Source organism: uncultured Acidovorax sp. (assembly GCF_964021665.1).
Taxonomy (GTDB): domain Bacteria; phylum Pseudomonadota; class Gammaproteobacteria; order Burkholderiales; family Burkholderiaceae_C; genus Acidovorax; species Acidovorax temperans.
Genome location: NZ_CAXIAK010000011.1, coordinates 26,180 through 38,291 on the forward strand (window position 1 = coordinate 26,180; position 12,112 = coordinate 38,291).

11 protein-coding genes are annotated in these 12,112 nt (G+C 65.4%); 6 read left to right on the forward strand and 5 right to left on the reverse strand.

The genetic code is table 11. From position 1 onward, the window contains the following. Positions 1 to 119: 119 nt before the first annotated feature. The gene (gene xdhC, locus AADJ04_RS04100) at positions 120 to 926 is read right to left on the reverse strand and encodes a xanthine dehydrogenase accessory protein XdhC (RefSeq protein ID WP_341238838.1); all 807 of its coding nucleotides are present in this window, start codon (positions 924 to 926) and stop codon (positions 120 to 122) included. Positions 927 to 1,078: 152 nt separating this feature from the next. Here xdhC and AADJ04_RS04105 point away from each other — a divergent pair, with 152 nt between their 5' ends. Then, the gene (locus AADJ04_RS04105; RefSeq protein ID WP_207374573.1) at positions 1,079 to 1,546 is read left to right on the forward strand and encodes a hypothetical protein; all 468 of its coding nucleotides are present in this window, start codon (positions 1,079 to 1,081) and stop codon (positions 1,544 to 1,546) included. A gap of 137 nt (positions 1,547 to 1,683) precedes the next feature. Here the strand turns inward: AADJ04_RS04105 and uraH are convergent, their stop codons facing one another. After that, a complete protein-coding gene (gene uraH / locus AADJ04_RS04110; protein ID WP_207374556.1) occupies positions 1,684 to 2,034 on the reverse strand; it encodes a hydroxyisourate hydrolase in 351 nt (116 codons plus the stop codon). A gap of 210 nt (positions 2,035 to 2,244) precedes the next feature. Here uraH and ggt point away from each other — a divergent pair, with 210 nt between their 5' ends. Then, positions 2,245 to 4,029 carry a gamma-glutamyltransferase gene (gene ggt, locus AADJ04_RS04115; protein WP_207374557.1) on the forward strand — a complete coding sequence of 595 codons (1,785 nt, stop codon included), beginning with the start codon at positions 2,245 to 2,247 and terminating at the stop codon, positions 4,027 to 4,029. Positions 4,030 to 4,341: 312 nt separating this feature from the next. Continuing rightward, positions 4,342 to 5,550: a serine hydrolase gene (locus AADJ04_RS04120; RefSeq protein WP_341238839.1), complete on the forward strand. Its 1,209-nt coding sequence runs from the start codon at positions 4,342 to 4,344 to the stop codon at positions 5,548 to 5,550. Between the two features lie 282 nt (positions 5,551 to 5,832). Here AADJ04_RS04120 and AADJ04_RS04125 read toward each other — a convergent pair whose 3' ends face one another. The 3 genes from AADJ04_RS04125 to AADJ04_RS04135 form a co-directional block, all read right to left on the reverse strand. Beyond that, positions 5,833 to 7,149, reverse strand: coding sequence for a glycerate kinase (locus tag AADJ04_RS04125; RefSeq protein ID WP_341238840.1), 1,317 nt, complete (start codon positions 7,147 to 7,149; stop codon positions 5,833 to 5,835). Positions 7,150 to 7,190: 41 nt separating this feature from the next. Beyond that, the gene (locus tag AADJ04_RS04130; RefSeq protein ID WP_341238841.1) at positions 7,191 to 8,180 is read right to left on the reverse strand and encodes a tripartite tricarboxylate transporter substrate binding protein; all 990 of its coding nucleotides are present in this window, start codon (positions 8,178 to 8,180) and stop codon (positions 7,191 to 7,193) included. Positions 8,181 to 8,272: 92 nt separating this feature from the next. Then, a complete protein-coding gene (locus AADJ04_RS04135) occupies positions 8,273 to 9,352 on the reverse strand; it encodes a tartrate dehydrogenase (protein ID WP_341238842.1) in 1,080 nt (359 codons plus the stop codon). A gap of 120 nt (positions 9,353 to 9,472) precedes the next feature. On the opposite strand from AADJ04_RS04135, the gene AADJ04_RS04140 reads away from it, so the two are divergent. From AADJ04_RS04140 to puuE, 3 genes are read left to right on the forward strand one after another with little or no spacing between them, the layout of a single operon-like run. Beyond that, positions 9,473 to 10,387: a LysR family transcriptional regulator gene (locus tag AADJ04_RS04140; protein ID WP_341238843.1), complete on the forward strand. Its 915-nt coding sequence runs from the start codon at positions 9,473 to 9,475 to the stop codon at positions 10,385 to 10,387. A gap of 60 nt (positions 10,388 to 10,447) precedes the next feature. Beyond that, the gene (locus AADJ04_RS04145; RefSeq protein WP_341238844.1) at positions 10,448 to 11,113 is read left to right on the forward strand and encodes a GntR family transcriptional regulator; all 666 of its coding nucleotides are present in this window, start codon (positions 10,448 to 10,450) and stop codon (positions 11,111 to 11,113) included. Positions 11,114 to 11,136: 23 nt separating this feature from the next. Continuing rightward, positions 11,137 to 12,087 (forward strand): allantoinase PuuE, encoded by a 951-nt coding sequence (gene puuE, locus AADJ04_RS04150; protein ID WP_341238845.1) that lies wholly within the window; start codon positions 11,137 to 11,139, stop codon positions 12,085 to 12,087. The last annotated feature ends 25 nt before the right edge of the window (positions 12,088 to 12,112 follow it).

Genomic DNA, 12,112 nt, shown 5'->3' on the forward strand with positions numbered 1-12,112 from the left:
CCATACAAGAAGGGCCAGCGGGCCGGGGCACCGCTGCGACCAAAACTTACTGACAACACCCGAGGGTGCATGCACGAATTGTTCCAGATTCCATGCGTTTCAGATCACTGGCGCAGGTCTTACGGCGTCAGGGTCTGCAGCAATTGCGCAGCCACCGCCACGGCAATCACCTCGGGTTGCTTGCCATGGATGCCCGGCACGCCAATCGGGCAAGTCACCTGCGCCAGCTCGGCCGGGCTAAAGCCACGCTCGGCCAGCCGGTGCGAGAAAGTGGCCCACTTGGTCTTGCTGCCAATCAGGCCGATGAAAGGCAAATCCTGCTGCTGCCGCTGGCGACGCAGGCACGCGGCCACCACGTCCAGGTCTTCGGCGTGGCTGAAGCTCATGATGAGCACGCGCGAGCCTGCCGGCAGCGTGGGCACGGCCAGGTGCACGGGCTCGGAATGCTCGCAGACCACGCCCTCGGGCGGATGGGGCGGGAAGATGCCGTCGCGGCTGTCGATCCACGTCAGCGCAAAAGGCAGCGGCGCCAGCACTCGCGCCAGGGCGTGGCCCACATGGCCGCCGCCAAACAGGGCCACGGGCACGCGCGGGCCTTGCAGCCGGGCGGGCAGGCTGGCGGCATCGGCCGGGCCCAGCGCCTCAAACTGCAGGTGCACCACGCCACCACAGCACTGGCCCAGGGCCGGGCCCAGGGCGTAGCGCACCTGCGGCTCGCCAGGCTCGCCCGCCAGGCGGCGGCGCGCGTCGGCCATGGCCTGGTGCTCCAGATGGCCGCCGCCAATGGTGCCAATCACGCGGTCGGCCAGCACCGCCATCCAGGCCCCGGGTTCCCTTGGGGCCGAGCCTTCGGTAGACTTCACGCTCACCAGCCACGCGGTTGCGCCCTTGTTCAGCGCGGCCACCAGCAAACCTACATCCGTCACATCGGCCCTTTCACCTTGAAGGCTGCGCGCGGCGTTACCGCACGCAGCCATTGCGTTTCGAGTTGCCTGACTCTCCCACCAGCATGCCATCCATTCCACCCCAGCGCGCCACGCGCGCCCAAGGCAACCGTACCAGTTGGTTGCGCTGGCTGCTGGCCAGCGCCATGGCCGCCCTGGCAGCCTGTAAGTCGCCTCCGCCCCAGGCCCCTACGGCACAAGACAGCAAAATGCCCAGCCGGGACACCGCGGCCGGCCCTGCCGCGATGCCTGCACCCAAGGCATCTGCCGCAGCCACCCCGCGCGACTACCGCAAGGACGCTGCCAGCCATCTGTACAGCCACAACCAGCAGCGCATTTACAAGGGCAAGCTGCCGCCCATGCTGTACGCCATTGGCGTGCTGGAAGTGGACATTGACCGCCAGGGCCGCGTAACCCGCCTGCACTGGACCCGCGCCCCCCGCCACGCGCCCGAGGTGGTGGCCGAGATTGAACGCACCGTGCGCGCTGCCGCCCCCTACCCCACGCCCAGCCGCCTGGGCAAGGTGACGTATACCGACACCTGGCTGTGGGACAAGAGCGGCAATTTCCAGCTCGACACCCTGACCGAAGGCCAGCTCTGACCCATCTGCCGCTATGAAAGCAGGAGCTGCCAGCGCTTTCATCGCCTGCCTTGCAAGGTCAAAAGATACTGAAAGGCGCACTCAAAAAGCGCAAGCAGCTATCGAATAAATAGCGCTTGCTTGCATTGCCCCCGGGCTCAAGACCCCCGGTAGGTCGAATAGCTCCAGGGGCTGACCAGCAGCGGCACGTGGTAGTGCTGGTCGGCATGGGCAATGCCAAAGTCCAGGCTCACCTGGTTCAAGAAATTCGGCTCGGGCAGCGCAACGCCCCGGGCTTTGAAGTAGCCTGCCACATCAAACGTCAGCCGGTACGTACCCGCGCGCAGGCTGGCGTTGTCAAACAGGGGCGCATCGGTGCGGCCGTCGTGGTTCAGCACCAGTGACTTGACGAGCGTGGCCTGCTCACTCTGGGTGGCGTACAGGCGCACCGCCATGCCCGCAGCGGGGCAGCCGTGCATGGTGTCTAAAACGTGGGTGCTCAGGCCCATAGGTATCTCCGTATCTCCGCGAGGTGGTTGGCAGGCATCCAAAGTGGTGCAGCGGCCGCCGTGCGCTGACGGCAAAGTGTATACAGTTTCTGTACATCCGCAGCCGGTGCTGAAGCCAGTTTCGTGCCACGGCCCCTGGCGGCCCACACCCCGCCAAAGCCCCGCAGACAACCTACACTTGTGCCACCCATTCTTTAAGGCGGCAAACCCATGAACATCCGGCAAACCCTGCTGTCCGCCAGCCTTGCGCTGGCCCTGGCCAGCCTTGCGGCCTGCAGTGCGACCCCGCCGCAAGCGTCCACCGCGCCTGCTGCAGTGCAACAGACATCCGCTGCCGCAGCCGCCAGCGCAGCGTATGACTTCGACATGGACGTGTTCCACCCCGTGGTGGCCAACAACGGCATGGTGGCCACTGAGCAAGAGCTGGCCTCGCGCATCGGGCTCGATATTCTGAAAGCCGGTGGCAACGCGGTGGACGCCGCCGTGGGCATTGGCTTTGCGCTGGCCGTGGCCCTGCCCAACGCAGGCAACCTTGGCGGTGGCGGCTTCATGATGGTGCACGACGCCAAGACGGGCAAATCCGTGGCGCTGGACTTCCGCGAAGTGGCCCCGATCAAGGCCACACGCAACATGTACCTGGACGACAAGGGCAATGTCATCAACGGCAAGTCGCTCTACACCCACTACGCCGTGGGCGTGCCGGGCACCGTGGCCGGCATGGAGCATGCCCTGAAGAAATGGGGCACCATGCCGCTGGACAAGGTGATTGCCCCCTCCATCGCGCTGGCAGAAAAGGGCTTCCCTGTGAGCGAAACCCTGGCCAAGATCCTGCGCCAAGAGCAAAAGAACATGGGCAAGTGGCCCGCCACCACCGAGATCTTCTGGAAGAACGGCGAGCCCCTCAAGCGCGGCGACCTGCTGGTGCAAAAAGACCTGGGCCAATCCATGCGCCTGATCGCGCAGCAAGGTGCCAAGGCCTTCTATGAAGGCGCCATCGCCCAGAAGATTGCCGCCGAAATGGCCCCGCACGCCGGCGCCGTGACACTGCAAGACCTGCGCGAATACAAGGTGGCCGAGCGCGAACCTGTGCGCGGCACCTACCGTGGCCATGAGGTGGTGACCATGCCCCCACCCTCTTCCGGCGGCACGAACCTGGTGCAGATTTTGAACATGCTGGAGCAGTGGCCCCTGGCACAGTGGGGCCAGAACAGTGCGCAAACGCTGCACCACATGGCTGAAAGCAGCAAGCTGGCCTATGCCGACCGCTCTGAATACCTGGGTGACCCCGACTTTGTGAAGATCCCACTCAAGGGCCTGACCTCCAAGCGCTACGCCGAATCGCTGGCCAAGACCATCGACCCCAACCGCGCTCGTCCTGCCAAAGAGATCAAGCCCGGCCAACCCCAGCCGTATGAAAGCGACCAGACCACCCACTACTCGGTGGTGGACAAGGCGGGCAACGCCGTGGCCGTGACCTACACGCTGAACACCAACTTTGGCAGCGGCATCGTCGCCAAAGGCACCGGCATCTTGCTGAACAACGAGATGGACGACTTTGCCGCCAAGCCCGGCGTGGCCAACGCCTACGGCCTGGTCGGCGGCGACGCCAACGCCGTGGCCGCCAAGAAGCGCCCCTTGTCTTCCATGACGCCCACCCTGGTGCTCAAGGACGGCAAGCCCACCCTGGTGACCGGCAGCCCCGGCGGCGCCCGCATCATCACCACAGTGCTGCAAACCGTGGTGAACACGATTGACTTTGGCAACAACCCCGCCGAAGCCGCCGCAGCCCCCCGCGTGCACCACCAGTGGACGCCCGACGAACTGCGCGTGGAAAAGGGCCTCTCGCCCGACACGCTGGCCCTGCTCAAGCAACGCGGCCACAACATCGCAGTGAAGCCATCGATGGGCCGCACGCAGACCATCCAGATCCGCAACGGGATGCTGTATGGCTACTCTGATCCACGCAACCCCGATGGGCAGACGCTGGGGTACTGAAAACTGCCAAAGCACCAGCGCTGACAGGCGGCTGGTGCCAACGCAGAAAAGGGGCCGCACATTCTGCGGCCCCTTTTTTTATGGACTGGGCCTTGTGCAGAGGGGTGCCTCACAGCTTGCAGGTCGCCGCACGGCGGTCAATCCACTGCGCGGATGTCGGGCTTGTGTGCACCTCCCGACACTCTGTCCGCACGCGATGATGCACACTCGGCAACATCAACAAAACGGGCCGCGCCCGCAGCGCAAGACACCACACATGCGGCGAAATGTGTACTGCGGGTTACAGGCTTTGGGCACCCTAAGGAGACAAACGTGGCATTGAAAAAAGTAGTGCTGGGCACACTGGTCGTTGTGGCGGCCGCCGCCGTGGGCGGCTGGTTCAGCCTGGACAAGGAAACGCGCGGGCTTTTGGCCACCGTGCCCACCAACCGCGATTTGCTGTTCTGGACGCAGCCGCAACGCGACGCCGCCTTCCGCGCGCTGGACCGCATCCCGCTGCTGGCCAAGGCCAACGTGGTGCCCGCCAGCAGCACGCCATCGCCCCTGCCCCCAGGACCGCCCCTGAAGCTCAAGAGCGATGTGGATGCCTACATGGCAGGCCAGCGCAGCGCTGCGCTGCTGGTGGTGCACGACGGCAAGCTGCGGCTGGAACGCTATGGCCTGGACTTTGATGGCGCTGGCCGCTGGACCAGCTTTTCTGTGGCCAAGTCGCTCACCTCCACCCTGGTGGGCGCTGCGGTCAAAGATGGCTTCATCCAGAGCCTGGACGACAAGGTCAGCGTCTACATCCCCGAGCTGAAAGGCTCTGCCTACGACGATGTGAGCGTTCGGCAACTGCTGACCATGACATCTGGCGTGAAGTGGAATGAAGACTACGCCGACCCGAATTCAGACGTGGCCAAGTTCAACAACCACCAGCCCGAACCCGGCGTGGAAGCGCTGGTGAGCTACATGCGCAAGCTACCGCGCGATGTACCGGCAGGCACCCGCTGGCTGTACAGCACGGGCGAGACCAACCTGGTGGGCACCCTGGTGCAGCAGGCCACCAAGAAGCCCCTGGCCACCTACCTGGCAGAAAAAGTGTGGGGCCCGGCAGGCATGGAGCAGCAGGCCACCTGGCTTTTGAGCAAAACCGGCAAGGAGATTGGCGGCTGCTGCGTGCAGGCATCGCCACGCGACTATGCCCGCCTGGGCGTGTTCATCCTGAATGGCGCACAAGTCAACGGCCAGAGCATCGTGCCCGAGAGCTGGTGGGCCGAGGCCACCACCAAGCGCGCCGACATTGGCCGCCCCGGGCGCGGCTATGGCTACCAGTGGTGGACCTATGACGACGGCAGCTATGCGGCCCGAGGCATTTTCGGCCAGGGCATCTTCATCGACCCCCAACGCAAGCTGGTGATCGTGTCGAACGCCAACTGGGCCCATGGGGCGCGAGACCCCCAGGCCACCGAGGCGCGCGAGAACTTCTACCGCGAAGTGCAGCAGGTGATTGACGAGGAAGCACGGGCGCCGCGCCCATAGCGGCATCAACCCGGGGTGCCCGCCTGTGCGGTGGTCGGTGGGTACGCCAAATCAGTGCCGCCCCAAACCACCGCCCACCGGCGCGCAAACCCCATTTCTCAGGGTTGTCCAGAATGCCGACGCAGCCACCAGCCCACATGCCCAAGGCGACGCCGCAGCCCATGAGCTTTTTCAGCAGCCTGGAAGATGCCAAGGCTGCGGTGGAACAGGCTTTGGCCACCTGAGCCGGCCAAGGCTTCAAGCCTTTTTGGCACCTGGCGCTTAATACATAAGCGCAAGCAGCTACAAAATCAATAGCACCCTGAAGTCATTCACATTGGTGTGCGTAGGCCCGGTCACCACCAGATCACCTAAAGCGCTGAAGTAGCCGTAGGCGTCGTTGCGGTCCAGATGGTCGTCCAGCCGCAAACCCAGGGCGCGGCCGCGGGCCAAGGTGTCCGGCGTGACGATGGCGCCCGCGTTGTCTTCCACACCGTCGATGCCATCGGTGTCAGCCGCCAGGGACCACACGCCGCTCTGGCCTTGCAGGGCCTGGGCCAGGCCCATGCAGAACTCACCTGCGCGGCCACCTCGGCCTTTCGGGGTGCCTTCGGGCCGAGGGCGCACCGTCACCGTGGTTTCACCGCCTGACAGCAGCACACAGGGGCGTTCAAACGGCGCCCCGCGCTGGGCCACGGCGCGGGCCAGGGCCGCGTGCACCTTGCCCACTTCGCGCGATTCGCCTTCTATTTCGTCCGACAGGATGTGCGCGGCCCAGCCTGCTGCGCGGGCGGCTTGGGCAGCCGCTTCAAGCGACTGCTGGGGTGTGGCGATGAGGTGCACCGCATGGCCTGCAAACACGGGGTCGCCGGGCTTGGGGGTTTCTAGCGCGCCCGCCTCCAGAGCTTCACGGACGGCGGAGGGCACGGTGATGCGGTAGCGGTCCAGAATCGCCAGCGCATCGGCGCAGGTGCTGGCATCGGGCACGGTGGGGCCGCTGGCGATGATGGAGGGATCGTCACCCGGCACATCGCTGATGGTGAGGGTGACCACACGCGCCGGGGCGCAGGCCGCAGCCAGCCGCCCGCCCTTGATGCGCGAGAGGTGCTTGCGCACGCAGTTCATCTCGCCAATGGCGGCACCGCTGGCCAGCAGTTCTTTGTTGATGCGCTGTTTTTCGGCCAGCGTGAGGCCATCGGCAGGCAACGTGAGCAAGGCCGAGCCGCCGCCAGAGATGAGGCAGATCACCAAATCATCGGCCGTGAGCCCCTGGGTGAGCGCCAGCATGCGCTCGGCCGCCTGCAGGCCTGCGGCATCGGGCACGGGGTGCGCGGCCTCGACCACTTCAATGCGCTGCCTCAGGCCCGCCGGCCGGGGCGGTATGTGGCCGTAGCGGGTGACGACCAGGCCGCTCAGCGGCGCATCGGCAGGCCACAGCGCCTCCAGCGCCTGCGCCATGGAGCCCCCGGCCTTGCCCGCGCCCAGCACCAGGGTGCGGCCTTTGGGTGGAGCAGGCAGATGGGCTTGAAGGCCTTGCAGGGGCTGGGCGCTTTGCACCGCCACGTCGTACAGGTGGCGCAAGAAGGCGGTGGGATTCTGGCGAGGGTCAGGCATGGTCATGGCGGGGCATTGTGACGTAAGCACCGTCGCGCTGGCCCGGCTTACTCCAGCACCACCTTGGCCTCTTTCACCAGGCGCGCAAAGCGCTCGGTGTCTTCCTTGATCTGTCGGGCCATTTGCTCAGGCGTGTTGCCGATCGGGTCGGCACCGATGTCTTCCATCTTCTTGCGGAAGTCGGGCGACTGGATGATCTTGACCATTTCGGTGTTCAGCCGCGTCACCACCTCCTTGGGCGTGCCCGCAGGGGCCAGCACGCCAAACCAGGTGCCCAGGTCAAAACCTTTGAGCCCGGCCTCGTCCAGTGTGGGCACATCAGGCAGCGCGGCAGAACGCTTGGCCGTGGTCACTGCCAGTGCTCGCAGCTTGCCCGCCTTGATGTGTGGCAGCACGGGCGTGATGGTGTCGAAGGACATGGTGATCTGCCCGCCCAGCAAGTCGGTGGTCATGGGGCCGCTGCCTTTGTAGGGCACGTGCAGCAGCTGCACCCCGGCCATGGCTTCAAACTGCGCGCCAATCAGGTGCTGGCCCGTGCCGTTGCCGTTGGAGCCGAAGGTGAACTTGCCTGGCGCCCGCTTGGCCTGGGCGATCAGCTCGGGCACCGTGCGGCTAGAGCTGTCGGCCTGCACCACCAGCACATTGGGCACCATGGCCACGGTGGTGACAGGGGCCAGGTCTTTCTGAAAGTCGTACGCCAGCTTGCGGTACACGCTGGTGGCAATGGTGTGGTGCACCGCCCCCATCAGCAGGGTGTAGCCATCGGGTTTGGCTTTCGCCACAAAGTCGGCGCCCAGCGTGGCGCCTGCACCGGGTTTGTTCTCCACGATGACGGGCTGGCCCAGGCTCTTGGCCAGCTCTTGCCCCAGCGCGCGGGCCAGCACATCGGTCGTGCCTCCTGCGGGGAAGGGCACGATCAGGCTGACGGCTTTGGTGGGCCAGGCCTGGGCTGCGGCCGTGGTAGCCAAAGCACACAGCAGGGCAGCGCCTGCCAAGTGGCGCAAAGTGTGGCGCTTGGGGGATTGAAACGTGGTCATGGCTTGTCTCCAATATCGTTCTGTGAAGGGGTACTCCGCCCTCGCGCCTCTTGTCGGGAGCGTATTGGCGGGGGGAATGGATGCAAGAGGAATCAGGCTGCGGTGGCCAGTCGCTCGCACACAGCACGGGTTACCTGCCCTGTAGTCGCTTTGCCGCCCAGGTCGCCGGTGTGCAAGGTGGCATCGGCAGTGACTTGCTCGATGGCAGCCATCAGGCGCTTTGCGGCGGCGTACTCGCCCAGATGTTCGAGCAGCATCACGCAACTCCAAAACGTACCCACGGGGTTGGCCAGGCCCTTGCCCATGATGTCAAAGGCAGAGCCGTGGATGGGCTCGAACATGCTGGGGTAGCGGCGCTCGGGGTCAATGTTGCCGGTGGGCGCAATGCCCAGGCTACCCGCGAGTGCAGCGGCCAGGTCCGAGAGGATGTCGGCATGCAGGTTGGTAGCGACGATGGTGTCGAGCGTGGCGGGGCGGTTGACCATCCGGGCGGTGGCTGCGTCCACCAGCTCCTTGTCCCACTTCACATCAGGAAACTCCTGGCCGATTTGCAGCGCAATCTCGTCCCACATCACCATGGCGTGGCGCTGGGCGTTGCTCTTGGTGATGACGGTGAGCAGCTTGCGGGGCCGCGACTGGGCCAGGCGGAAGGCGTAGCGCATGATGCGTTCCACCCCGGCGCGGGTCATCACGCTCAGGTCGGTGGCCACCTCGATGGGGTGGCCCTGGTGGGCGCGGCCGCCCACACCGGCGTATTCGCCCTCGGAGTTTTCGCGCACGATGACCCAGTCCAGGTCTTTGGGCGCGCAGCGCTTGAGGGGTGCATCAATGCCGGGCAGGATGCGGGTGGGCCGCACGTTGGCGTACTGGTCAAACCCCTGGCAAATCTTCAGGCGCAGGCCCCACAGCGTGATGTGGTCGGGGATGTGCGGATCGCCCGCCGAGCCGAACAGGATGGCGTCCTTGTCCCGCAATTGCGCCAGCCCATCAGCGGGCATCATCTCGCCATGGGCGCGGTACCAGTCGCCGCCCCAGCCGTAGCTGGTGAATTCAAACCCCAGGCCGGGCTGTGATGCGGCCAGGGCCTGCAGCACCTCTTGCCCTGCGGGAATCACCTCTTTGCCAATGCCGTCACCGGGAATGCACGCAATGCGGTACGTCTTGCTCGTCATGAAACCTGTCTCCTGTAGATGGGTGGCGCGCCACGGGTGCGCCGGACGAAGACAAATCTACCGGCTTCGCATTCACAAAACCATACTTCAAGTTATCCTATTGTTAACTTCAAAGAAACAATGAGCACACCTTTGTCGGCCCCCTCGGAGATGGGCTTTTTCAGCCTCCTGGCGCGTTGCGGCAGCTTCTCGGCCACAGCACGCGAGCTGAATGTGACCACGCCCGCCGTCAGCAAAAGGCTGGCACAGATGGAAACGCGCCTGGGTGTGCAACTGGTCAACCGCACAACCCGCCGCGTGAGCCTGACGCCCGAGGGCGAGACCTACCTGCAGCATGCACGGCGCATCCTGGCCGAGATTGACGACATGGAGCAGCTGGTTTCGCGCACCCTGGCCACGCCGCAAGGCCTGCTGCGCGTGAACGCCACGCTGGGCTTTGGGCGTAGCCACATTGCGCCGCTGATTTCAGATTTTGTGCGCCAGCACCCACTGGTGCAGGTGCAACTGCAACTTTCGGTAGACCCACCACCGCTAGCCGCCGATGCGTTTGACGTGTGCATCCGCTTTGGCGAGCCGCCCGACGCCCGTGTGATTGCACGCCGCATTGCACCCAACCGGCGCCTGCTGTGCGCAGCACCCGCCTACCTGGAGCGCCGGGGCACCCCCAAGTTGCCCAGCGACCTGGCACGGCATGACTGCATAGGCATCCGCCAGGGCGACGATGCCTATGGCCAGTGGCGGCTGACGGCCGGGCGCAAGACCGAAGTGGTGAAGGTGCGGGGCGCACTGAGCACCAACGACGGCGAGATCGCCGTGAACTGGGCGCTGGATGGCCACGGCATCGTGATGCGGGCCGAATGGGACGTGGCCCGCTACCTGCGCAGTGGCCGCCTGGTTCAGGTGCTGGCAGACCACCAGACACCTCCGGCGGACATCTACGCCATTTACCCCCAACGCCACCAGACAGCAGCGCGCGTGCGCGCGTTTGTAGACTTTCTGGCAGAACGCTTTGCCACCAGCTCGCCAGGGCACTGAGCGCGCCAATCGTCCACCAAAACTGTATACAAAACACCGCTTGCCGCTATCATGCGGCGCATGGACAACTCGACCACCAGCCTCATCGCTGCGCGCCTGACCCGCGCCATCGTCGAGCACCGCCTGCAGCCGGGCACCAAGCTGGCCGAGCAAAAGCTGGCCGACCACTTTGGCGTGTCGCGCACGCTGGTGCGGCAGGCGCTGTTCCAGTTGTCGCAAAACCGTCTGGTGCGGCTGGAGCCCGCGCGGGGTGCCTTTGTGGCTGCCCCCTCGGCCGACGAGGCGCGCCAGGTGTTCGCCGTGCGCCGCATGCTCGAAGCCGAAATGGTGCGCGCCTTCATGCGCCAGGTCACCCCCGCCAAACTGCGCGCACTGCGTGAGCATGTGGGCCGCGAAAAGCAGGCCGTGGCCCAGGGCGACGCGCCTGAGCGCACCGAGCTGCTGGGCGACTTTCATGTGCGCATGGCCGAGCTGATGGGCAACCAGGTGCTGGCGCAGATGCTGGGCGATCTGATCTCGCGCTGCTCGCTCATCACGCTGATGTACCAAAGCGCCAGCGCCGCCGCGCACTCGCACGAAGAGCACGCCCAGATCGTCAAGGCCCTGGGCGCCAAGGACGAAGAGCGGGCCGTGCAGCTCATGCAGGCACATTTGCTGCATGTGGAAGAAAGTCTGACGTTTGACCGCCAGCCACCGGTCAACGATCTCTCGCTGGCCCTGTCTTGACCCCATTCCATGCCCCTGACGCCATGATCTACGACGCCACCGCCCCCTACCCCCGCGACCTGATTGGCTACGGCAAAAACCCGCCCCACGCCCAGTGGCCTGGCGGTGCCCGCATTGCGGTGCAGTTTGTGCTGAACTACGAGGAAGGCGGCGAGAACGCCACGCTGCACGGCGATGCGGGCAGCGAACAGTTTTTGTCGGAAATGTTCAACCCGGCCAGCTACCCTGATCGGCACATGAGCATGGAGGGCATCTACGAATACGGCTCGCGGGCAGGCGTGTGGCGCATCCTGCGCGAGTTTGAAAAGCGCCAGCTACCGCTGACGGTGTTTGGCGTCTCCACGGCGCTGCAGCGCCACCCCGAGCTGACGGCTGCCTTCGTGGAACTGGGCCACGAGATCGCCTGCCACGGCCTCAAGTGGATTCACTACCAGAACGTGCCCGAGGATGTGGAGCGCGCCCACATGCACGAGGCGATGGACATCATCCAGCGCATGACGGGTGAACGGCCCCTGGGCTGGTACACCGGCCGCGACAGCCCCAACACCCACCGCCTGGTGGCCGACTACGGCGGCTTTGCTTACGACAGCGACTACTACGGCGACGACCTGCCCTTCTGGATGAAGGTGAAGAAGACCGACGGCAGCGTGGTGCCCCAGCTCATCGTGCCCTACACGCTGGACTGCAACGACATGCGCTTTGCCCTGCCGCAGGGCTATTCGCACGCCGACCCGTTCTTTCAGTACCTGAAAGACACGTTTGACGCGCTGTATGCCGAGGGTGACCCGGCTGGCGACAACGCGCCCAAGATGATGAGCATCGGCATGCACTGCCGCCTGCTGGGCCGGCCCGGCCGCATCACGGCGCTGCAGCGTTTTCTGGACCACATTGCCCAGCACGACCAGGTGTGGGTGGCCCGGCGCATCGACATTGCCCGCCATTGGGCACAGCACCACCCCGCCCCGGTTTTATGAACCAAATCGGCCTCCAGCGCCCATT